The following is a 22,892-nucleotide window of genomic DNA, read 5'->3' as shown; positions in this document are numbered from 1 at the left end:
ACACCAAAAGAATTTAAATTGGATCATTTATAATTAAGAATCTTAGAGGGAAAAATTTTTGATTGATAAATAAAGATTTAAAATCCTTTAGATTCACTTACAAAAGCTTCATTTCATTTTGTATTATTGTGTTTCTATGTTTTTGAGTTTCAAATCATGACCTAAGAAAATAGGATTCGTAAAAGCTTTAAATTTATAATGAAAGATATACTTGCTTTTCTTCAGGAAAGACTGCAAAAACCGCTACCAGGTGATGTAGCCCATCAGCAAATGATGGCGCAACCCATTGGTCAGCGCTTTAAAATGCAATATGAAAAGCCTCCAAGAAAAGGAGCGGTTATGATTGTGCTTTATCCTGATGAAGGAAAAATCTATTTCCCATTAATGCAAAGGCCTCCCTATCAGGGGATTCACGGTGGGCAAGTAAGCTTGCCAGGTGGTAAAATGGAAGATTCAGATGATAATTTAATTGAAACTGCCATAAGGGAAACTTTTGAGGAAATTGGAGTCAATATTTCAGATAATGAAGTGATTGGTAGCTTATCTGATTTAAATGTAACGGCTAGTAATTTTATAGTGAAACCAGTTGTCAGTATTTTAGATCGAAAGCCTGAGTTTACAAGAGATCCACGTGAAGTGGAGCAGATTTTTAAAGCAGAAGTACAACACCTAATTCATCCCAATACTTTGCAGGTAACAGAGCTAACAGTAGCTCAGGAAATTAGATTAAAAGCCCCATTTTTTGATATTGAAGAGAAAGTAGTTTGGGGTGCTACTGCCATGATTTTAAGTGAATTTGTAGAAATTTTGAAAGAACATTATACCTAATGGAAAAACCACTAATCACTAATGATGCCGTAGTTTTAGGATTGCTAATGTTAATATTGGCAGCCATTTTTATCACAGCTTCCAGCAAAAAATCAGGCTGGCAAAAGTTTTATCGTTTCATTCCTTCCGTTTTATTATGCTACTTCATTCCTTCTTTATTTAATACTTTTGGAATCATATCAGGGGACGAATCTAATCTCTATTTTGTGTCTTCCCGTTATCTATTGCCGACTGCATTAGTATTACTGACGCTCAGTATTGATTTAAAAGCCATTGCAAGATTAGGGAAGAAAGCTGTCATTATGTTTTTTGCAGGTACTGTTGGTATTGTAATTGGAGGACCGCTTTCAATTTTAATTGTATCTTCTTTTGCTCCTGATATTGTGGGTGGCGTTGGTCCTGATGCTGTCTGGCGAGGAATGGCTACAATAGCCGGAAGCTGGATTGGTGGAGGAGCCAATCAAGCTGCTATGTTTGAAACTTTCGGAGCCAGTGAGGATTTATTTGCCACCATGATTACCGTGGATGTGATCGTTGCCAATATTTGGATGGCATTTTTACTTTACGGAGTAGGGATTTCTAAAAAGCTAGATAAAAGATTAAAAGCTGATGCTTCCTCCATTGAAGAAGTGAAAAATGGAATAGAGAAATACCAAGCGTCTATTATGAAAATTCCTACGTTGCCGGAAGTGATGACCGTTTTGGCAATTGGTTTCGGAGCAACAGGTATAGCACATTTCGGAGCAGATATTATTGCTCCATGGATAGGAGAAGTGGCTCCTCAACTAGATAAATTTAGTTTGACTTCCTCTTTCTTTTGGTTGGTCGTAATTGCCACCACCATTGGCTTAGGCTTATCATTCACCAAGGCCCGAAAATTCGAAGGTGTAGGCGCTTCCCGCTTAGGAAGTGTGATGATTTATATTTTGGTAGCATCCATTGGAATGTTAATGGATGTAACCGCCATATTCGATAATCCCGGATTCTTTATGGTAGGATTGATTTGGATGGCAGTTCATGTAATCGTTTTATTGGGAGTAGCTAAAATCATTAAAGCTCCTTATTTTTTCGTAGCAGTAGGAAGTCAGGCGAATGTTGGCGGTGCTGCTTCAGCCCCTATAGTAGCAGGTGCTTTTCATCCAAGCTTAGCTCCGGTTGGAGTACTTTTGGCGGTTTTAGGATATGCCTTAGGTACTTATGCAGCCTACATTTGCGGATTGTTGTTGCAGGCGGCTGCGGCTGTTTGATTGAATTTGAAAAAGAACTTATCAAAATATTCTAATCCCATTTTTATATGCAATTACGAAAATGAACTCTAAAAAATGGATGTTGATTTCTGTATTATCTTTTTGTGTTATGACAATTGGAATTAAAGAAATAAGCGATAATGTCAATTCATTTCAGATTATATTTTTTAGATCGTTAATTGGATTACTCACCATCTTTATATTTTTTAAAAATAAATTATCAAGACCAACATTCTCCATTATAAAGGGACATTTATTTAGAAATATATTTCACCTAATAGGTCAATACGGCTATATAGTAGGGATTATTTATTTGTCATTGGCTGAAGTAACCGCTATTGAATTTTCAGTACCAATATGGATATTGATAATTGCTTCTGTCTTTTTAAAAGAAGAAATGACAAAATCTAAAGTAATGAGTATCATTTTAGGCTTTATCGGTGTCCTAATAATAATTAGACCTGGTTTTGGAATAATAAATACTAACTCAATTATTGTATTATTATCTGCTATTAGCTATGCAATTGCTCATGCTTCAACTAAAAAATTGACCAAAAAATATAAGCCTTTAGACATAGTTTTCATTATGTGCTTAATTCAAATTCCTATTTCATTTGGACTTACCATAACAGAGATTAGTTTGCCTAATATAAGAGACTTTTCATTTTTACTTATTGTGGGAATATCAGCCATTACTGCTCATTTTACATTGGCTAAAGCTATGATGGATGATGATATTAGTTCTATTATATCAATTGATTATTTTAGACTTCCTATCTTGATATTGTTAGGTATATTACTTTATAATGAAAACTTCAATGCTGCCTACTTAACTGGTGGAACTTTGATATTTGTTGGAAATTGGATTAATAAAAAAGCACAAAATAAAAACTAACATTTCACCGCTAGCCCCAGCTCGAGCTAAAGTCAGTAAAGAATGCAAATAATAAGATTTAAAATTCAATTTACTAGCAAACATCTACCTTAACTCTATTTAAATAAATTTCATGTTTATATTCTAGTTTTGAGTTCTCTTTTGATAGAGTTGAATCGTGAATTCTGTTGCTTAAATGGTATTTTGCGAGATTTTAGGCTGTTATTACTCATTTTTTGAATCAAATATTTTTTCAAATGCATTGTACGCTGCAATGTGTAAAGCATCACCATGAGTTTTATCTTCTAAAAAATCGTAAAACAGCTTTGTATTTTGATTTTTGTTTTTGTTTAATTTTTCAAATAGTTCCTTAGCAGTACGTTCCATTACTTTACCTTCTTTTCCTACTGCTACATATATTGATTTGTTGGAATCATAGGATCTTGGATTACTTTCCAATAGATTCTCATTATCCCACCATAAACTTGGACTGACAATAATGTAATTGTCGAAAAGTTCTGGTTTTTTGAATAATATTTCAGTTGCCAATAATCCACCTAAGGATTGTCCAATTATTGTTTTATTGGAGCTTGTTCGATACGATGAATCAATAAAAGATTGTAATTCGTTTTCCAAAAAGCCTATGAATTTTCCTGATTTTCCAGAGGTAGGAAATTCTTCTTGGTCAAGTTCTCTTTCAGAAGGATATGTAAAATCTCTTTTTCTATCAACATTTGCAATTCCGACCACTATGGATTCTGGAATCATATTAATCCAGGGAAAAGAGACAAACTGAACTATTCCAGAAATATGAATAAAGTCTTCATCTATTGAGCCATCCAGCAAGTAAATCACGGGATATGTTTTTGAACTGTCAGCTTGATAATTTGAAGGTAAGTAAATATTTAGGGTTCTGGTTTCACTCAATATTTTTGACTTGATATTAACTATTTTACCTATAGTGAAATCAGTTTCGCTAATTTTCTCAGGTAATGCTTGACCAAATGATAAGTTGGCTATCAACAGTAGTATAATGCTTAAAAATTTATGTCTCATAAACTACTTTTCAAATTGGATTCAATGCCATAGATCGAATCTTTGAACTGTAAAAGTATAAAAAAATAAGAATTCTCAATCGTGGTAATCTGCAGTATTGCCCTGACTAGCAAAACCTTCCCAGTTCGTTGTGCCAAGATAATATATAGCAACATTTCAAGCAAATTCAAAAATAATCCCCACTCAAATTTGGAATTATAGAAAAGCTGTCTCTATATTTGAGGCATCATATCGGTTTCGACCGATTTATATAGATGAGGTGAGAGAACAGGCTCGTTGACCCTCTGGCAACCCCCAAGCAATTTGGAAAGGTGCCAATTCCTGCCCAACGAAGGGAAATATAAAACGGTAAAACAATGAACAAACAGAAAGTTTACATTTCGCACAATCTCCAAATTGATTTATACGATCAATCATTGGAATTCATGTCTATTTCTAAATCTACTAATCAAATTAACATTTGCTGTTGTAGCAACTGCTGTTGTTGATTTCCAATTTAAGCTTTTGGGGAGTGGGTAGAATTTGTAAAGGATAGAATCCTAAGCAATTCCCAAACGCATTTTAGAAGCTTATCCAACTCAATTTTTGTCAAACTTAATTTCCTCCAGTGGGAAAACTATAACCAATATAATTATGTCTCAACATTTCGAAACTCAGGCTATCCGTACCCAAGCTGCCCAAAGTGGCAACAGAGAACATGCTGTGCCACTTTACCTTACCTCATCCTTTACTTTTGATAATGCCGAACAAGCAAAAGCATTATTCAATGATGAAGAAGAAGGTAATATTTATTCGCGCTTTTCAAACCCGAATAGTTCCGAACTAATTGATAAAATGGCTCGATTAGAGGGCTTGGAAGATGGTTTTGCTACCGCAACTGGCATGGCGGCCATGTTTGGAAGTATGGCGGCATTGCTCCAGCAAGGCGATCATATTTTGGCAGCAAGGTCATTATTCGGCTCTACCCACCAATTATTGACGCAGATTTTTCCGAAGTGGGGCATTTCTCACACTTATGCGGACATCAGCAGAACACATGAATGGGAAAGCCTGATAAAACCGGAAACTAAAATGATTTTTGTGGAAACGCCCTCCAATCCTGGTTTGGAAATCATTGATTTGGAGTGGTTGGGGAAATTGGCGGAAGCGCACAATTTGATTTTGGTGGTGGATAATTGTTTTGCCACTCCCTACTTGCAGCAACCTGCCAAATGGGGTGCTCATGTTGTTTCCCATAGTGCCACCAAATTTATTGACGGACAAGGTAGAGTTTTAGGCGGTTTGATAATGGGCTCCAAAGAATTGATTAAAGATGTGCGCTTTTTCAGTCGCCACACTGGGCCAGCTATTTCGCCTTTTAATGCATGGGTGCTCTCCAAAAGCTTGGAAACTTTGGCGGTACGTATGGACAGACATTGCGAAAGTGCATTGAAAATAGCTGAATATTTAGAGGGACATACCGAATTAGAAAGCGTGAAATACCCCTTCTTGAAATCGCACCCTCAGTTTGATTTAGCCAAAAAACAGATGCTAAAAGGAGGTGGTATTCTCACTTTTATTGTGAAAGGAGGAGGCGAAAGATGCAGTAAATTTATAAATAATCTACAAATGCTTTCGGTTACGTCCAATCTTGGTGATACGCGCTCTATTGTGACGCATCCTGCTACGACCACTCACAGTAAGTTGAGTAAGGAGGAACGACATAGAGTGGGAATTGCCGATGGACTAATCCGATTATCGGTCGGGTTGGAAAATGTGAATGATATAATTGAAGATATAGAACAAGCACTAAAAGGTTCTAAATAATGGAATTAAGATTAGAAAATAAGATCTGTTTTATGATGTGTTGCAAGGCTCCTCCGGATGCTGCATGATATCGCTATACCCAAATTATAGTGCCTCTTGCAGAATCCAACCTTCCGCAAGAGGCATTTTTTTTACTCAAAAAATCAAAATTATGACACTATTAAATGAAAACTTAACATTGCCGAAGCCAGCTAAAAAAGACATAGCTGAGCTTAAAAATAAAATTGAACTCTTCCGATCTGGTCAGATTGATGAAGAGAAATTCAAAGCCTACCGATTAACCCGTGGGGTTTACGGACAAAGACAGCAGGGCGTGCAGATGTTCCGATTAAAAATTCCTGCTGGGAGAATTACTACTAATCAATTGCGAGTAGTAGCTGATTTGTCAGATCAATATGCAACAGGGAATATACATTTGACCACAAGACAGAATATTCAATTTCATTATGTAAAACTGGATGATTCTCCAGCCATCTGGACAGCACTAGAAGCTTCCGGCTTAACCGCCAGGGAAGCTTGTGGGAATACGGTTCGGAACATTACCGCAAGTCATAAGGCAGGTATTGATCCACATGAGCCTTTTGATGTTACGCCTTATCTGGATGCAGTATTCCGATTTTTCCTGAGAAACCCGATTTGCCAAGAGATGGGCAGAAAGATTAAAATTGCTTTTTCATCCAGTGAAAAGGATACGGCTTTTGCTTTCATTCATGATTTCGGATTCATCCCGGTCTTGAAGAAAAATGGGACAGAAGAAGAAAAAGGATTTCGAGTTTTGGTTGGGGGTGGATTAGGTGCACAAACTATTTTGGCTCAGGAATTCTTTGAATTTCTTCCTGAAAACAGATTGATCACTTTCCTGGAAGCGGCACTAAGAGTTTTTGACCGTTTTGGCGAGCGGGAGAAAAGGATGAAAGCCCGCTTGAAATTCCTCATCAAGAAAATCGGACTGGATGAATTCAGAAGATTGGTGGAGGAAGAAGAAAAAGTATTGCATCCCAAGCCATTGGATTTGAAGCCTAGTGCAATTAAAGAAGCAAAGCCAGAGAAAATCTATTCCACCTTCGATGTGAAAGATCAGTGGGCTTACCAACAGTGGTTGGACTCCAATGTTTTTGAGCAAAAGCAAGAAGCTTATTATGGAGTTTTGGTAAAAGCACCTTTGGGCGATATTGATCACGTAACAGCCAAAAAATTAGCGGATGTGATTGACGAATTTGTGGGGGGAGATCTGGTCATCAGTGTATATCAGGGCTTAGTCATTCGCTTTGTCCGAAAAAATGCTTTGCCGGTTTTATTCGAAAAATTGGGCGAACTGGGACTAAATCAATCCGGTGCGGAAAGCTTTGCCGATATCACCGCTTGCCCGGGAACGGATACTTGTAATTTGGGTGTCACCAATAGCACTGCCTTGGCGGATATTTTGGAAAAATTCTTATTGCAGGAGTTCCCGCATCTGGCGCATAGTAAACTGATTAATACCAAAATCAGTGGATGTATGAATGCTTGCGGGCAACACATGATTGCTGGCATTGGATTGCACGGAAGCTCCATCAAAAACAAGGCAAAAGTAGTGCCTGCTATGCAAGTGGTTTTGGGTGGTGGATTGAGAGCAGATGGAACAGGCTTGGCAGCAGAAAAGGTCATAAAACTGCCGACTAAAAGAATCCCAGAAGCTTTTAGGGTTCTGCTGAAGGATTATGAAGCCAATGCCAATGGTGCTTTTTACCCTGATTATTTTAGAACAAAAGAAAAAAAGTACTTCTATGATTTACTGAAGCATTTGGGTGATCTGACTGACATCAAACATGAAGATTATATCGACTGGAATCGAGATCAAGAATTTACTCCTGAAATTGGATTGGGAGAATGTGCCGGAGCCAGCTTCGATTTGGTCAGTACCATTTTCAAAGAGGCTGAGGAAAAATTGGTGGCTGCCTACGAGCAATTGCAGGAGGCTGAGCTGGAGCATGCTTTATACAATAGCTATAATGTTTTGGTCACCACCGCCAAAGCCCTTTTGCTGGCGGAAGACGTGCAATGTAATACCCAAGCAGGCATCATTGCAGATTTTGATACACATTTTGTGGATACCGAAAAGTTTAAACTGGAAAGTTCATTTGCTGACTTGGTTTACCAGATAAAATCACAAAAACCAACGGAGGAATTTGTAAAGCATTATCTGAAATCTGCGCATCAATTTTTGGAAGAAGCCAAAAGCTTAAGAGGAATAGAATCAACAGAAAAGAAAGTCATTAATCATTTTTATAAAGCATAATCATGGAAAAGAAATTAAGTTTAGTAGGTGCTGGGCCGGGAGATCCGGATCTGATCAGTGTGAAAGGAATCAAAACATTGGCGCAGGCTGATGTGGTATTATATGATGCTTTGGTGCATCCCGAATTATTAAATTATGCACCATCAAAAGCATTGAAAATCTATGTAGGAAAGCGAGCAGGAAAGCACAGCTATAAACAGGAAGAAATCAATAAGCTGATTATTGAAAATGTGTTTAGCCATGGGCATGTAGTTAGATTAAAAGGAGGAGACCCTTTTATTTTCGCAAGAGGAAAAGAGGAAATTGATTATGCCGAGAGTTTCGGGATTGCCACTCAAGTGGTGCCCGGTATCTCCAGTATCAATTTAGCAGGGATGTACGGTCTACCTTTAACCACTAGGGGTGTGAACGAAAGCTTTTGGGTAGTGACGGCTACCACCAAAAGCGGGGGTTTATCCCGGGATGTAGCCAAAGTAGCGGAAACTACCGCCACGGCAGTCTTTTTAATGGGTTTACGAAAAGCTGCGGCTATTAGTACGGCTTATGCACTGCAAGACAAAGCCGATTTGCCTGCTGCCATTGTTTCCAATGGCTCTTTGGCAAATGCTACAGTTTATCGGACAACGGTAGGGCAATTAGCGCATACTATTAGCGAGCAAAAAGTGGCTTCTCCAGGGATCATCTTAGTAGGGGAGTCGGTAGCACAGCAAAATGATTTTTCCACTATCAAAAACTTACAGCAGCATGTCACACAGATCTGAAGAAAACCATTTGTTCCCTGCTTTTCTAAAACTGGATAAAATCCAAACGCTGGTAGTGGGTGGAGGATATGTAGGCTGGGAGAAACTGCAGGCTTTATTAAAAAATGATCAAGAAGCCAATGTAAAAATAGTAGCTCCTGAAATTAGGAATGAGATTAGGGAAATTGCAGTGGTTCACCCCGCCATTAAGTTGGTTGAAAAGAAATATGCGCCAAGCGATTTGGAAGGCATTAATCTGGTGATAGGTGCCACTAATTTTTATGAAGTGAACCAGCAAATTTATCTGGATGCCAAGACAAAAGGAATTTTAGTGAATGTGGCCGATACTCCCGAACTCTGTGATTTTTACCTGGGGAGCACTGTAAAAAAAGGTAATCTGAAAATCGGGATTTCCACCAATGGGAAATCGCCCACATTTGCAAAAAGGCTAAGGGTAATTTTGGAAGAAGTGCTGCCCGATAATACGGATGAGATCCTGCAAAATCTGGCAGAGATTAGAAAAGGTTTAAAAGGTGATTTTGAGAAAAAAATGGAGGTGCTAAATGAAATCACTGCCTCCTTTGTACACGATAAAAAGGAAAATTGATATGGACAGCATCAAGGGGTTTTCGCTTGCTGATTTTGAAAACTATTCCATAGAAGATAGGGTGCGCTGGGTATTCGATCATTTTGCTGAGGACGAGATTCTGATGACTTCCTCTTTTGGGAGTTCATCTGCTTTGCTTTTGCATTTGATTCATAAAATTAGTCCCAAGCACCCCATTTATTTTTTGGATACAGGCTATCATTTTGAAGAAACCAAAGCCTATAAAGAAAAACTTCAAACTCAATTGGGCTTAAATGTAAAAACGATTGGGGCACCCAAAAATAAGCATCGCTTTACGGAAGAAAATTATACCTATCAGCATAATCAGGATTTATGCTGCTTTATTAATAAAGTGGAGCCATTGGCAGCATTGCGCGAATCCCATAAAATATGGTTGTCGGGCTTGTTTAAATACCAAAACGAGAACCGCAAAAACCTGACTTTTTTCGATCAAAAAGAAAATATTTTAAAGGTCTATCCGCTATTGGATATGACCCCAGAAGAGGTGCACGCCTATTTTTTTATACACGAACTGCCCAGCCACAAATTAGTGGCAAAAGGTTATAGCTCTATCGGATGTACGCATTGTACCGTGAAAGGGAATGGTAGGGAAGGAAGATGGGCAGGAAATGCTAAGGTGGAATGTGGGATTCATTTGTAGCAGATTTATTTTTTACTTGATCCGGTGGACAATACTAAAAAATAAAAAAGCCTGCTTAATTTACATTAAACAGGCTTTGTAGTAGCGGGGACAAGACTCGAACTTGTGACCTTTGGGTTATGAGCCCAACGAGCTACCAACTGCTCCACCCCGCGATATAAACTCTTGATTTGAACATCTTTTTAGATGTTTGCTTCAAAAGGATTACAAAGGTAATTAGAAATTCATTAAAATCAAGTACCTTTGCAAAATAAATTTTAATTAATGTCAGAAAATCAGCACAAAGCCGGATTTGTAAGTATAGTAGGTAAGCCAAATGTGGGAAAATCCACTTTAATGAATGCTTTAGTTGGTGAACGCCTTTCTATTATTACTTCTAAAGCTCAAACGACCCGTCATAGAATTATGGGGATTTTGAGTGGGGAAGACTTTCAAATCGTTTATTCTGATACGCCCGGCATTTTAAGTCCGCAATACGAGCTGCATAATTCCATGATGCGATTTGTAAAAGCTGCCTTGGAAGATGCCGATATCATGCTATTTGTAACGGATTTATATGAAAAATATGAAGAGGGCGATGTATTGATTGATAGAATCAAGAATAGTGGTGTTCCTATTATACTGATCATGAATAAAATTGATCAGTCGAAAGGTTCTCAAGCAGAGGATAAGATGAAATATTGGGCTGAGATTATTGAGCCGGATCATCAAATTATGGTTTCGGCTTTAGAAAAGGTCAATATTGATGGGCTTTTCAATAAATTGATAGATTTATTGCCTGTTCATCCGCCATATTTCCCCAAAGAAGAAATGACGGATAAACCAGAAAAATTCTTTGTGGAGGAAATTATCAGAGAAAAAATATTTCAAAATTATAAAAAAGAAGTTCCTTACAGCTGTGAGGTAGTAGTAACTGAATTTAAGGAAGATGAGAAAATCATCAGAATTAGAGCTGAAATTTATGTAGAAAGAAAATCCCAAAAGGGGATTATCATAGGCAAAGGAGGAGAAGCACTAAAAAAAGTAGGTATTGAATCCCGTAAGGATTTAGAAACCTTTTTCAATAAGCAAATCCACCTTGAGACCTTTGTAAAAGTGGAGCAAGACTGGAGGAAGAAAGACTTGAAGTTGAAACGATTTGGATACTGATTAATTAATAATTAATAATTACGAATTAAGAATTAAGAATTACGAATTACGAATTATCAATTAGGAAATTTGAGATGACATTAATAGTTTTTATTAACTTCATCTCCTAAAATATTTTCAACTAAATATCCCCAACAATGAAATCGCAAAATATCATTCAATTAAAAAGTTATCAATTTGCTTTAGAAGTTATTAAGATTGCTCAGTTATTAAAAAAGGAAACACATTTTGAAATATCTTCTCAAATATTAAGGTCAGGTACTTCAGTTGGGGCAAATGTGGAAGAAGCAATTGGCGCTCAATCAAGAAAGGATTTTATAGCAAAACTATCAATTTCATATAAAGAAGCTAGAGAAACACATTATTGGTTAAGGTTAATTAAAGATTCTGGCTTATTAGAACCTAATAAAGCATTACTAATGATAGAGAAATGTGAAGAAATATTAAAAATCATTGGTTCAATACAAAAAACTATAAAAGCGAAAACGGAATAAAGTGAATTGTCCTTTTCCAAATTCGTAATTAAAAAATTTATAATTCGTAATTAAAAATGTCAAACATAGTAGCAATAGTAGGGAGACCGAATGTCGGTAAATCCACCTTTTTTAATCGTTTAGTAGAGCGTAAGCAGGCGATTATGGATAATGAATCGGGCGTAACGCGCGATAGACAGTACGGTGAGGCGCAATGGATCGGAAAAAAATTCACTGTAATCGATACAGGTGGATATGTAACCGGCTCCAACGATATATTCGAAAAAGAAATCAGAAAGCAGGTAAAAGAAGCTTTAAAAGAAGCGACTGTTATTTTATTTATGGTCGATTGCCATACCGGCTTAACGGATATGGATAAAGATTTCGCAAATATCGTAAGAGAAGTAGGTAAGCCAGTTTATGTAATTGCCAATAAAGCTGATAACACTGAAAAGAGCTATATGGCTGGTGAATTTTATGGCTTAGGCTTCGATGAAGTTTTTAGCATGTCATCTGCTAGTGGTTCTGGAACTGGAGAGGTTTTGGATGCTGTAGTGAAGCTTTTCCCAGATGATGATCATAAAGATCCTTTTGAAGGAGTACCGAGATTGGCGATTTTAGGCCGTCCAAATGCTGGAAAATCTTCATTTCTAAATGCTCTATTAGGTGATGAAAGAACTATCGTAACTGATATTGCAGGAACAACCCGAGATTCTATCAATACGCATTATAAGTTATATGGAAAAGATTTTATCCTGACTGATACTGCGGGATTAAGAAAAAAGACCAAAACAAAAGATGATATAGAATTTTATTCCACTATCAGAGCCATTCAAGCTTTGCAAGACAGTGACGTTTGTATAGTAATGATTGATGCAACTCGTGGGTTTGAGTCTCAAGATATGCAAATAATTGGTCTGGCTCATAAAAATAAAAAGGGCATCATGATCATGGTCAATAAGTGGGATTTGGTTGAAAAAGATGGTAAGACACATGATAAGTTTAAAAAAGATATTCAGGAAAAATTAGGCCCACTAGATTATATCCCGATTATTTTCACCTCTGTAATTGAAAAACAAAGAATTTTTCAAGCAATAGAATTAGCCACTAAAATTTATTTTAGTAGAACAGAGAAAGTAACTACTTCAGCTCTTAATGAAGCAATGTTGAAAGAGATTGAAAAATATCCACCACCTGCTTTAAAGGGGAAATATATTAAGATTAAGTATGTCACTCAGTTGCCAACTTATACTCCGACTTTTGCTTTTTTCTGTAATCTTCCACAATATATAAAACCTCCTTATGAGCGTTATTTGGAAAATAGGTTAAGAGAGCATTTTGATTTTGAAGGTGTGCCTGTTAAGCTTGTTTTTAGAAAAAAATAGCAAATATGCTTTTGTCAGTCTTAATAAATAGATACATTTACATCTTAAACCATAATCATTTTAACTATGAAAAAATTATTCACATTATTTTTATTAGGTGCTTTCACCTTAGCTGTAGTTGCTTGCGATAACAAAAGCGAAAAAGAAGAAGCAAAAGATCAGATAGAAGAATCTACTGAAGAAGTAAAAGATGCTGTAGAAGATGCAGGTGATGAGATCGAAGATGCTGCTGAAGAAGTAAAAGAAGGAACTGAAGAAGCAGTAGAAGAAGGTACAGAAGAAGTAGAAGAAGCAACTGAAGAGGTTAAAGAAGAAGTAGAAGGATAATTTCTTTACATAAGATGAAATAAAAAAGACCGCTCTAGCGGTCTTTTTTTGTTTATACTACATTCTATAAATTATAGCATTAATGTGCATGCCTGCACCAACAGAGGCTAAAATAATATCATCCCCTTCTTTGATTTCATGTCCTTCAATCTCTCCTTTTAATACCATATCTAGCATAACGGGAACAGTGGCAACTGAATTGTTTCCAAATTTCTGGATAGTCATAGGCATCATGTCTTTTGCTTCAAGCTTTAAATTATATAATTGACCAAGCTTTCTAAGAATTGCTTCGTCCATTTTCTCATTCGCTTGATGGATCAACACCTTTTGAATATTTTCCATAAATATACCAGATCGCCTAAGAGCGGATTGCATAGCAGTGGCTACTTCATCCAATGCATATTCATAAATTTTTCTACCCTTCATTTTAATGTAGCGGGCATCTTTATCCATATTAGGCTTGTTGGATTTTCCCATTGCCAGGTAATTCAATTCTTCATTAGCATCTGTTCTGTTGGCAAAGCCTAAAATCCCTTTTCTGTCGTCATCATATGATGCTGATACAATAGTAGCTCCAGCGCCATCAGAAAAAATCATTCCGTCTCTATCATGAGGATCAACACATCTACTCAAAGTTTCTGCTCCGATAACCATTACATTTCTGCAAAATCCGCTTCTTATCATTTGGTAGGCTTGAATAACGCCTTGTACCCAACCCGGACACCCAAAAATAATATCATAGCAAACCACATCAGGATTCTGAATTTTTAATTTATGCTTTACTTTCGCAGCCAAACTAGGCATATTGTCAATCCTGTTGGTGCCAGCTTCTATATCTCCAAAATTTTGAGCGTAGATAATATAATCCAATTCTTCCTTATCTATGCTACTATTTTTTAATGCGTTTTCAGCTGCAAGTGCACCTAAATCAGAATTTAATTGATCATCATTTGCATAACGCCTCTCCTTTATGCCTGTAATCTTTTCAAATTTTTTGATGATTTCCTCATTCGATATATCAAATGGTTTTCCATCTTCCATGTAAAATTCATGATTGAGAAAATGTTCGTTTGGAACTATGTTTTCTGGCACATAAGAACCAATTCCATTAAAAACTACATTAGGTGTTTTCATAATTTTATGTTTGTAATATAATACTGCTTAAATTCTTCTTACTGCATCCCAGCAGGCATCCGCTGCTTGCTCTATGCGTTCCGCACTTAAATGTTGTTCATGGTCAATCTGCAATTTTGCCAAAGAAGTTATTGGCCCATATGATAATGAGATAATCGTATAAACCGGTAAATCTTTCATGGCCTTTGCCCTTTTGGCTTCAATAAAAAACATCATAACTGGAGACATGATCATAAAACTTTCTTCTCTGGTCAATTTGCTCATGTAGGAAGCATAACGATGCTGTTCTATAAATTGAAAAGCTTTAGGATGGTCCATAAAATAATGGATTAAATTCATCCATAAATGCTTGAATCTTTCCTTAAAACTTTCTTTTTCATCATAGTCATATAACATCGCATGCATCACGCGCCTTTTGATTTCTTTGAATAACTCATTGATCAAGTCTTCCTTGTTTTCAAAATAACGGTATATAGTTCCAGCTCCGATTCCTGCTTTTTCAGCAATCATAGATATAGGAGTTCCATGAAACCCATTTTCAGAAATCAATTCTAATGTGGTTTCTAGTATTAATGTCTTTTTATCTAGTTTGTTTTCTATGGCGGAATGAACGTTCATTCCGTAAATGTCGCAGCTTTATATTTTCTAACAAAATATTTTTATGATTTTTTAATATTCTGTAAATCAGCTACTAACGTTTGTTAGGATTAGTTTGTATTTTATTTTTAAGTGAGTGTATATTTAATAATTAATTCGTCATTCAGAGTGGTATAAGGTTAAAATAGAGATGAAATTAAAGATTTGGATTGGGTTTTAAACTTTTACTTTGGCAATTGACAGTCAATTCATTTATCTTTGAACTTCCAACAAGAACCTAATATAGGTTTTGATTTAAAATTGAAACAATATGGCTTGGTTTAAGCGACAAAATAAAGGGATTTTAACTCCTACAGAAAATAAAAAAGAAGCACCAGACGGATTATGGTATAAAACCCCCGGTGGTAAAATTATTCACATGCGTGAGCTTAAGGAAAATGCTTACGTTAGTCCTGATGATGAATATCATGTTAGGATAGGTTCTAAAGAATATTTTGAAATTCTTTTTGATGATAACAAGTTCACTGAGCTTGATAAAGATATGAGTTCTGCTGATCCATTGGATTTTGTGGATAGCAAACCTTACCCGGTGAGAATAAAACAATCTCAGGAGAAAACGGAATTAAAGGATGCAGTTCGTTCCGCCCATGGTAAAATGAACGGCTTGGATTTATGCGTAGCTTGTATGGATTTCAGTTTTATTGGTGGATCAATGGGGTCTGTGGTAGGTGAAAAAATTGCTCGTGCAATTGATTACTCTATCAAAAAGAAGGTTCCTTTCTTGATGATTTCTAAATCAGGTGGTGCCAGAATGATGGAAGCAGGTTTTTCGCTTATGCAAATGGCAAAAACTTCAGCAAAATTAGCTCAACTTTCTGAGGCTAAAATCCCTTATATTTCTTTATTAACCGATCCTACAACGGGTGGCGTAACAGCTTCTTATGCTATGTTGGGTGATTTTAATATAGCCGAACCAGGTGCATTAATTGGCTTTGCTGGACCACGAGTTATTCGCGAAACTATTGGAAAAGATTTGCCTAAAGGTTTCCAAAGCGCTGAATTTGTTTTAGAACATGGCTTTTTAGATTTCATTGTGGATAGAAGACAATTAAAAACAAAACTGACTACTTTATTGAAAATGTTGAAATAATTTTCATTAAATAGATATTAAAACTTAAAATGCCATTTTGTCCAAATGGCATTTTAAGTTTTTAGGAAAGATTATTTTTTTTAATATTCAATTTTTGAATTGATTTTATTAATTATTTTAGTGGCTCTTGACTTCAAGCCGGGTGTAGGTTGCCGCTCCAATTTTAGTTCTAATATTGCTTTTAGTGCTTTTTGCAATTCTACTTCTTTAATCAAAAGCTTTTCCAATACACTCATTGAGAAAACCTGTATTGCTATTGCGGTTTTATGGTTCTCTAGTTTTTCAAATGCTGTGTTTATCAGACTTTCATGTGTTTCGGGTGGTATTTCAACGAAATTTAGCGAGCGCCAGATATTTCTTTCAAGTCCTTCATGTGTTGTGTTTTCTAAGATTTCTGCTAATTGTGTAATATGAATTTCTTTTAAAATACTTGGTTTATTTTCAACTAAGTGAGTCATCAACCATGATGCTTGAAATTGTGTTTCCTTATTTTTGAGTAGATCAATTATTTCCTCAATAGAAATCCTGTTATTATTCAATAATTGAATTAATTCTACTATTTCATTTTTACTAATTCTACTTTTTAATTTTGTTTTCAAATCCATATTTCATGTATATATGTTTATTGTCAATGGTCACAACTTGTCCCGTATTTATCGGGATGGAATTCAATAAATTTTATTCCTGCCAGAGGCAGGCAAGCTATCCTCGGTTGGTATGTTAAGGATTTTAAAATTTATGTTCATTTCACGATATCATTTTAGCATTTCGAAAGCCTTCTATCTAAATTAGCAAAATGCGTCTAATTAGGAAACCAGTTTTATGTAATTATTATGTGACCTATCGTTGCAATGCTAGTTGCTATTTCTGCGATATATGGGAAAAACCAAGTCCATATATTAAGGTAGAAGATGTAGAACAAAACTTAAAAGACCTCAAAAAACTGGGTGTTAAAGTTATTGATTTTACAGGTGGTGAACCTCTTTTGCATAATGAAATCCATATTTTTCTTAAGATGGCGAAAGAGCTGGGTTTCATAACTACGCTTACTACCAATGGATTACTTTATCCTAAAAAAGCAGAAATTTTAAAAGGATTAATAGATATGCTTCATTTCTCTTTAGATTTTGCGGATGCTAAACAGCATGATGAAGTAAGAGGAGTGGGCTGTTTTGATTTTGTGATGAAATCAATAGAAATAGCTAAGGAACTTGGAGAGAAGCCTGATATTTTATTCACTGCTATGAATGAAAATATAGGGGAATTAGAGAAAGTTTATCAATCAATCTGCTTGCCTAATGATTTGGTATTGATCGTCAATCCCATTTTTGATTATAATACTGTAGAGACAGGAGGAGGTTTAACAAATGAGAATTTGGATTATCTCACCCTAATGGGAAAAAAGAAGAATATTTATTTGAATGAGGCATTTATTGAACTCAGGAAAAATGGTGGTAATCATGTTGATGACCCAGTTTGCAAAGCAGCTTCATCTTCTTTGGTGATTTCCCCAAAAAATGAATTAGTGCTGCCTTGCTATCATCTTGGAAAAAAGGAATATCCTATAAATGGGGATTTGTTTAATTTATATAAATCCGAGGAAGTCCAAAAATTAGCATCATTAGAAGGAAGGCTCCCGGAATGTGAAGGATGTGCCATAAACTGCTATATGCAGCCATCATTTGCAGTTGAAATCAATCAATATTTTTGGAAAGCATTACCTTCCACAATCAAATACAATAAACTAAAAGGTACTTGGAAAAATATTTTTAAATAAATTTTCACTTTCCGCCAACTTTTTGAATCATCTAACTGTTAGATTTGCGAATATATTATTAGAAAAATATCCAAACGAACTTATAGGTTTACATTTTAAGTAATATATTTGCAACTCAATTAATTGAATCATTTAGAACAAAATAAAAGTTCATGACATCAGTAGTTATAACCTCAATTATTGCATTCACCGTCTTAATACTATTATTGGTATTGATTCTGTTATTTGCACAATCAAAATTAGTTCAGTCTGGTCCAGTAAACATTTATGTTAATGGAGATGAAGACAATCCAATTGTAACTTCTGCAGGCTCTACTCTACTTTCAACTCTATCTGGTCAAGATATTTATCTTCCCTCTGCTTGCGGTGGTGGTGGTACTTGTGCCATGTGTAAATGTGTAGTTGAAGATGGTGGTGGAGATGTTTTACCAACAGAGGAAGGTCATCTTAGCCGATCTGAAAAGAAAGAAAATGTTAGGCTTTCTTGCCAAGTGAAAGTGAAAGAAGATATGCACATTCGCATACCGGAAGAAATCTTCGGTATTAAGAAATGGGAATGTACAGTTAAATCTAACTATAACGTTTCTACTTTCATTAAAGAATTTGTTGTGCAGTTGCCAGAAGGCGAAACATTAGATTTCGAATCTGGTGGTTATATTCAAATTGATGTACCTGCAATTACTTGTGAATTTAAAAATATTGATATTACTCCTCATCCTGACTTAGGCCACAAAGAAGATATTTTCCAAGAAGATTGGGATAATTTCGGTTTGTGGGATTTAGTGATGAAAAATGATGAGCCTATATTTAGAGCTTACTCTATGGCCAATCACCCAGCTGAGGGAGATATCATCATGTTGAATATTAGAATTGCTACTCCACCTTGGGATAGAGCTAAAAATACATGGATGGATGTAAATCCTGGTATTTGTTCTTCTTATGTTTTCACTAGAAAACCAGGGGATAAAGTAACGATTTCAGGTCCTTATGGTGAATTCTTCATCAATGAGTCTGATGCTGAAATGATTTATATTGGTGGTGGTGCTGGTATGGCTCCATTGCGTTCTCACATTTTCCACTTATTCCATACACAAGGAACTGACAGAAAAGTTGCTTATTGGTATGGTGGTAGATCTAAAAGAGAATTGTTCTATGTAGATCATTTTAGAGATATCGAAAAGAATAATCCAAATTTTGAATTCCATGTTGCTTTATCTGAACCATTGGAGGAAGATAACTGGAAGATCAAGAAAAGCTTAGATGATAAAGATGGTGATGGTTACACTGGATTTATTCACAATGCTTTATATGATAACTACTTAAAGCATCATAAAGAGCCAGAGGAAGTAGAATTCTACTTATGTGGACCTCCAATGATGAATGCAGCAGTGTTAAAGATGTTAGATGACATGGGTGTTCCGCCAGAAAATATCAGATTTGATGATTTCGGTGGGTAATCTTAATAATATTAAATAATTAAAAAAGGGGCTTTTGAGCCCCTTTTTTATTGGAAGATTAATATAAAAGTATTAATTCGGCTGTTGAATATCATTAGTAATACTTCCGTAATTAATATTCACTTCTTCTAATTGTGCCTCGCTGTTTAATGAGTTCCAATTGCTAATATTAAAACTGTTGTTTGGATTAGTGCTTCAATAAGAACTGGTTTCCTTATTTCGAGTAAAAGCCCGGATCTCTGTGAATTGATTTAATTCTATAACATATATCGACAATGAAGCTGTATTAAATTAATACTGAAATTATATATTTGAAAGTTTATTATCTCTTATCCTCTTCCTCTCTTTTCTTTTTTCTTCTCCACCAAAAGTAACCTCCAATTAAAATTAAAATAGGTAAACCTACATATAATATATAATCAAATGGGGTTTGTAATAATAAGGGTTCGTTTTGATCAGGATGCGGAACTCCTTGTGGTATCTGAGCTAAAAATTGTAAAAAAAGTGTCATAAGAATTCATTGTTTTACTTAACCAACGAGAATAAGCCAATGCTGTTTTTTTCTTACACCTGAAATGCTAGTGTCTTCAATGCTTGGGCTAGCTTCTAACTCGTGATTTACTCTTCTTTTCCAAATAGCTTTTCAACTTCATTTAAAGTAAGCCACGGTAGTGTGCCAGTAGTTTCAGTATTTATATCTTCATGAATTATTTCTACATAATCAGCTTTCAAAGTTCTTTCTTTAAAATATATCCGAATTTCATTATCCTTAAGATTTACAGTTGTTGGCTTTTCATTTCTTTCAGAAAAACTATTTTTTAATACTTCATAAAGTTTAGAAGTGGATTCTTTATCACTTAGCTTGAAAGTGATTGTCCCGCCTTCTGAATCCATACTGTTGTCCTCATAGGAGATAAGATAATAATCTTCATATTTGTCCAGAATGATTTCATCATTTACATTTCCGATTCGTGAAAAGTTAGAATTTTGAGCAAAAGAATTCTCATTAAAGATTATGAGTACTAATAAGATGCCAATTACTTTAAAAGTATATTTCATAAATGTATATTTTTGGATAAATATACTTAATTCAAGTCTAATTATTCCATCACTTGAAGGCAAAAGCGCCTTGAACGTTAAATTTGTGACATAATTTGGTACAGATTGTAAAGTGATCTTAGGTTGATAAAGTAGTTTTTTATGACTTAATCTTTCTTTATTTTTGTCCTTATTTATATTTATTCCCCTCTATGAGATTTATTTTAATTACTATTATTACTGCAATTGCATTATGTGGATGCAAGCACGAAGAGCATATTCAGAATAACCTTAAAGCTAGTATGCCAGAAGGTGTGACGTATTCCTTAAATGGAGAAGAATTTGATGATTTATACCTTTTACCTGGGGATACATTTGAAATTAAATTTTTACTTGAAGCGAATTGTGCAATTGAAGCCACTCTCGAAAATGTCAGCATTTCTGTAGAAGAAGTATATCCAGAAGATAATCTTCAAATTGGCAATATTTTACGAGCCTTAAAAATACATGAATATTATGGTGAAACTTTTGAAAAAAACTTTTCTAGAGAGATGAGCTATAAAATTATTATTCCTGAATTTGATGTAAATGTAGAATACAGAAATTATATCAGATTACACTATAAAGTAAGTGCAAAATTTGATGATGAATCTGACGAATTCTCCACTCAAAATGGTGTTGATATCAAAGGCCTAGTTTATGATCAGCAGATAATAAGAATAAATAGTAAGGGACTTAATTACTCTTTTAAATTATATAATAATTATGTAGGCAAACCTCTAGATGATTCAAGTGGACTAGGTTTTAATATATTTACTCGTAAGTATACTAATCAAGTATGTGAACTCGATGGTTCTTGTGAAAATCTCAATCGTGGTAACAGATCTACCATGTTAAGCCTCACTTATCTTCCCGAAATGAATCAAGGGACATCTCTATTTACTCCTTCTTTTGGATATTTAAATGATGAAAAAGTATCCTATAAAAAGGTAAATGGATATAACTGGGAAAGAAAATTTTTAAGTAATGATTCCGAAGTAGTGGATATGGGGAACATTGTTGAGAACCCACTCATCGGTGATATCTACAGAGTTGCATATTATGAAATTGATGGTTCCATTTACCATGGATATATTAAAGTGGTTGATATTCTTGAACAGGAAGTGGGTGGATATATAGAATTTGACGTTTATATTGAGAATGAGGAATTAAGCTTCTCCTAGTGTGCTGGTGAAAGAATGTACTAATATACTTATTTCAAAATAGAGTATCTATCCCGTATGTTTCATTTTTTTTAGTTAAATAAGCGTGAAATAATAAGGTAATTGGAAATGCTAAAACTCTTAAATTATATCGTGTAATTTTCGAAGTAAATAGTAATTTTTATTTTAATTGATTTCTCTTCTTTTCAACTCTCTTAAATAATATCATTCGTATATTATAAATAATTTTGGGTTTTTATAAAAAGTAATTTGATTCTAAGCTCTTTACAAATAATTGTATCCGGTAAATTCATTTATGTAAAATTTAAGAAGAAATACACGTTTTTAGATAATGATTATATTTATTTAAACCTTAACTCCTTTCTAATTATCCCCCATTTCTTAAAGTCTGGTTTATCCTTGAAATTGACCATTTTACTCTTTTTGTTAGCGTTTGCATTTATTTCCTCAGTAAAAGCGCAAGATGTAAAGCCTATTTTTCCATGGAGTGGTGAGTTGAGAGCCGGAGTAGCACTACCCAGCGGAGATTTGGCTGAAACAGTTAATATTAGAATCTAGGATTGGCTATTCTTTACGAGAAAGATTAATGATAAGAGGTGATGAGGAAACGGAGCTTTATTCAGGGGTAGCTGGTTTTGGAGATACTCAAATTTGGCATTATTCAGGAGGAGTGGAATATATGTTTACAGATAAAGGCTTAACAGATTGGAGATTGTCTGGTTACGCTGACTTAGGAGCAAGCTCTGTTACATTTGACACTGCAACAGAATATAGAGAAACTTATTTGTCTTTAAATTATGGAGAGGAATAACTGATAAAACCGATTTTTTTGTAAGTGTAATGGGAAGAACAATTTTTGCAAACCTAAATGATAAATCACTTTTAGACAAAATAGATCACCTTCCGAATTAATATTTGGTTAGCTTGGAGGTAATCAACTAGTTTTTAGCTTTCCCTCAGCATAACTTCGTCTAGTACACTTTACGAAATATAATGCGAGCTTAGTTGGAAACTCCGTTTTACAACCAAAATACCTAGCTTGTCATTTTGCCTTTCATATATCTGTAGTGGTTCATTTTTTTGTA

24 protein-coding genes, 1 tRNA gene and 1 riboswitch are annotated in these 22,892 nt (G+C 35.1%); of the genes, 18 read left to right on the top strand and 7 right to left on the bottom strand.

What is annotated here, in order from left to right; all coding sequences use genetic code 11:
* The first annotated feature begins 198 nt into the window (after window positions 1-198).
* From QYS49_RS00225 to QYS49_RS00215, 3 genes are all read left to right on the top strand, one after another.
* On the top strand, window positions 199-828 hold the full coding sequence (locus tag QYS49_RS00225) for an NUDIX hydrolase (protein WP_308349613.1): 630 nt from the start codon (window positions 199-201) through the stop codon (window positions 826-828).
* Window positions 828-2,075: a DUF819 family protein gene (locus QYS49_RS00220; RefSeq protein ID WP_308349612.1), complete on the top strand. Its 1,248-nt coding sequence runs from the start codon at window positions 828-830 to the stop codon at window positions 2,073-2,075. Before QYS49_RS00225 ends, QYS49_RS00220 begins: the two co-directional genes overlap by 1 nt.
* A 61-nt stretch (window positions 2,076-2,136) precedes the next feature.
* Window positions 2,137-2,970: a DMT family transporter gene (locus QYS49_RS00215; RefSeq protein WP_308349611.1), complete on the top strand. Its 834-nt coding sequence runs from the start codon at window positions 2,137-2,139 to the stop codon at window positions 2,968-2,970.
* 204 nt (window positions 2,971-3,174) lie between these two features.
* Here the strand turns inward: QYS49_RS00215 and QYS49_RS00210 are convergent, their stop codons facing one another.
* Complete coding sequence (locus tag QYS49_RS00210; RefSeq protein WP_308349610.1) at window positions 3,175-4,005, bottom strand: alpha/beta hydrolase; 831 nt, start codon at window positions 4,003-4,005, stop codon at window positions 3,175-3,177.
* Window positions 4,006-4,248: 243 nt separating this feature from the next.
* A riboswitch (SAM riboswitch) is annotated at window positions 4,249-4,352 on the top strand.
* 286 nt (window positions 4,353-4,638) lie between these two features.
* On the opposite strand from QYS49_RS00210, the gene QYS49_RS00205 reads away from it, so the two are divergent.
* The 5 genes from QYS49_RS00205 (at window position 4,639) to QYS49_RS00185 (ending at window position 10,097) form a co-directional block, all read left to right on the top strand.
* A complete protein-coding gene (locus QYS49_RS00205) occupies window positions 4,639-5,811 on the top strand; it encodes a trans-sulfuration enzyme family protein (protein WP_308349609.1) in 1,173 nt (390 codons plus the stop codon).
* Window positions 5,812-5,962: 151 nt separating this feature from the next.
* A complete protein-coding gene (locus QYS49_RS00200; protein WP_308349608.1) occupies window positions 5,963-8,089 on the top strand; it encodes a ferredoxin-like domain-containing protein in 2,127 nt (708 codons plus the stop codon).
* A gap of 2 nt (window positions 8,090-8,091) precedes the next feature.
* Window positions 8,092-8,850 (top strand): uroporphyrinogen-III C-methyltransferase, encoded by a 759-nt coding sequence (gene cobA, locus QYS49_RS00195; protein ID WP_308349607.1) that lies wholly within the window; start codon window positions 8,092-8,094, stop codon window positions 8,848-8,850.
* A complete protein-coding gene (locus tag QYS49_RS00190) occupies window positions 8,834-9,436 on the top strand; it encodes a precorrin-2 dehydrogenase/sirohydrochlorin ferrochelatase family protein (RefSeq protein ID WP_308349606.1) in 603 nt (200 codons plus the stop codon). The genes cobA and QYS49_RS00190 overlap by 17 nt, the downstream gene beginning before the upstream one ends.
* 1 nt (window position 9,437) lies before the next feature.
* Window positions 9,438-10,097, top strand: a complete 660-nt coding sequence (locus QYS49_RS00185; RefSeq protein ID WP_308349605.1) for a phosphoadenylyl-sulfate reductase — start codon at window positions 9,438-9,440, stop codon at window positions 10,095-10,097.
* Between the two features lie 82 nt (window positions 10,098-10,179).
* On the opposite strand, the gene QYS49_RS00180 is transcribed toward QYS49_RS00185, so the two are convergent.
* Window positions 10,180-10,252: transfer RNA gene (locus tag QYS49_RS00180), tRNA-Met, on the bottom strand.
* A 109-nt stretch (window positions 10,253-10,361) separates the two neighbouring features.
* Between QYS49_RS00180 and era the strand changes: the two genes are divergently transcribed.
* The 4 genes from era (at window position 10,362) to QYS49_RS00160 (ending at window position 13,431) form a co-directional block, all read left to right on the top strand.
* Entirely contained in the window at window positions 10,362-11,246 is an 885-nt protein-coding gene (gene era / locus QYS49_RS00175) for a GTPase Era (protein WP_308349604.1), read from the top strand.
* Between the two features lie 137 nt (window positions 11,247-11,383).
* A complete protein-coding gene (locus tag QYS49_RS00170) occupies window positions 11,384-11,740 on the top strand; it encodes a four helix bundle protein (RefSeq protein WP_308349603.1) in 357 nt (118 codons plus the stop codon).
* Between the two features lie 56 nt (window positions 11,741-11,796).
* Window positions 11,797-13,104: a ribosome biogenesis GTPase Der gene (der, locus tag QYS49_RS00165; RefSeq protein ID WP_308349602.1), complete on the top strand. Its 1,308-nt coding sequence runs from the start codon at window positions 11,797-11,799 to the stop codon at window positions 13,102-13,104.
* A 66-nt stretch (window positions 13,105-13,170) separates the two neighbouring features.
* Window positions 13,171-13,431, top strand: coding sequence for a hypothetical protein (locus QYS49_RS00160; RefSeq protein ID WP_308349601.1), 261 nt, complete (start codon window positions 13,171-13,173; stop codon window positions 13,429-13,431).
* Between the two features lie 57 nt (window positions 13,432-13,488).
* On the opposite strand, the gene QYS49_RS00155 is transcribed toward QYS49_RS00160, so the two are convergent.
* Complete coding sequence (locus tag QYS49_RS00155; RefSeq protein ID WP_308349600.1) at window positions 13,489-14,565, bottom strand: 3-oxoacyl-ACP synthase III family protein; 1,077 nt, start codon at window positions 14,563-14,565, stop codon at window positions 13,489-13,491.
* A 27-nt stretch (window positions 14,566-14,592) separates the two neighbouring features.
* The gene (locus tag QYS49_RS00150; RefSeq protein ID WP_308349599.1) at window positions 14,593-15,183 is read right to left on the bottom strand and encodes a TetR/AcrR family transcriptional regulator; all 591 of its coding nucleotides are present in this window, start codon (window positions 15,181-15,183) and stop codon (window positions 14,593-14,595) included.
* 289 nt (window positions 15,184-15,472) lie between these two features.
* On the opposite strand from QYS49_RS00150, the gene accD reads away from it, so the two are divergent.
* Entirely contained in the window at window positions 15,473-16,312 is an 840-nt protein-coding gene (accD, locus tag QYS49_RS00145; protein WP_308349598.1) for an acetyl-CoA carboxylase, carboxyltransferase subunit beta, read from the top strand.
* An 80-nt stretch (window positions 16,313-16,392) separates the two neighbouring features.
* On the opposite strand, the gene QYS49_RS00140 is transcribed toward accD, so the two are convergent.
* A complete protein-coding gene (locus QYS49_RS00140; RefSeq protein ID WP_308349597.1) occupies window positions 16,393-16,917 on the bottom strand; it encodes a HEAT-like fold family protein in 525 nt (174 codons plus the stop codon).
* A gap of 191 nt (window positions 16,918-17,108) precedes the next feature.
* Here QYS49_RS00140 and QYS49_RS00135 point away from each other — a divergent pair, with 191 nt between their 5' ends.
* Both QYS49_RS00135 and nqrF read left to right on the top strand, forming a co-directional pair.
* Window positions 17,109-18,089 carry a radical SAM protein gene (locus tag QYS49_RS00135; RefSeq protein ID WP_308349596.1) on the top strand — a complete coding sequence of 327 codons (981 nt, stop codon included), beginning with the start codon at window positions 17,109-17,111 and terminating at the stop codon, window positions 18,087-18,089.
* Between the two features lie 152 nt (window positions 18,090-18,241).
* Window positions 18,242-19,546: an NADH:ubiquinone reductase (Na(+)-transporting) subunit F gene (gene nqrF, locus QYS49_RS00130; protein ID WP_308349595.1), complete on the top strand. Its 1,305-nt coding sequence runs from the start codon at window positions 18,242-18,244 to the stop codon at window positions 19,544-19,546.
* A 322-nt stretch (window positions 19,547-19,868) separates the two neighbouring features.
* On the opposite strand, the gene QYS49_RS00125 is transcribed toward nqrF, so the two are convergent.
* Together QYS49_RS00125 and QYS49_RS00120 are read right to left on the bottom strand one after the other, a co-directional pair.
* Complete coding sequence (locus QYS49_RS00125) at window positions 19,869-20,057, bottom strand: LPXTG cell wall anchor domain-containing protein (RefSeq protein WP_308349594.1); 189 nt, start codon at window positions 20,055-20,057, stop codon at window positions 19,869-19,871.
* Window positions 20,058-20,164: 107 nt separating this feature from the next.
* On the bottom strand, window positions 20,165-20,605 hold the full coding sequence (locus tag QYS49_RS00120; protein WP_308349593.1) for a hypothetical protein: 441 nt from the start codon (window positions 20,603-20,605) through the stop codon (window positions 20,165-20,167).
* A 191-nt stretch (window positions 20,606-20,796) separates the two neighbouring features.
* Here QYS49_RS00120 and QYS49_RS00115 point away from each other — a divergent pair, with 191 nt between their 5' ends.
* The 3 genes from QYS49_RS00115 (at window position 20,797) to QYS49_RS00105 (ending at window position 22,618) form a co-directional block, all read left to right on the top strand.
* Window positions 20,797-21,807 (top strand): hypothetical protein, encoded by a 1,011-nt coding sequence (locus QYS49_RS00115; protein WP_308349592.1) that lies wholly within the window; start codon window positions 20,797-20,799, stop codon window positions 21,805-21,807.
* Window positions 21,808-22,056: 249 nt separating this feature from the next.
* Entirely contained in the window at window positions 22,057-22,365 is a 309-nt protein-coding gene (locus tag QYS49_RS00110; RefSeq protein ID WP_308349591.1) for a hypothetical protein, read from the top strand.
* A 28-nt stretch (window positions 22,366-22,393) separates the two neighbouring features.
* Window positions 22,394-22,618, top strand: coding sequence for a hypothetical protein (locus QYS49_RS00105; protein WP_308349590.1), 225 nt, complete (start codon window positions 22,394-22,396; stop codon window positions 22,616-22,618).
* The last annotated feature ends 274 nt before the right edge of the window (window positions 22,619-22,892 follow it).

Source organism: Marivirga salinae, from assembly GCF_030503855.1.
Classification (GTDB): Bacteria; Bacteroidota; Bacteroidia; order Cytophagales; family Cyclobacteriaceae; genus Marivirga; species Marivirga salinarum.
The sequence above is the reverse complement of the archived record's forward strand: the minus strand, read 5'-3'. Positions and strand labels throughout refer to the sequence as shown.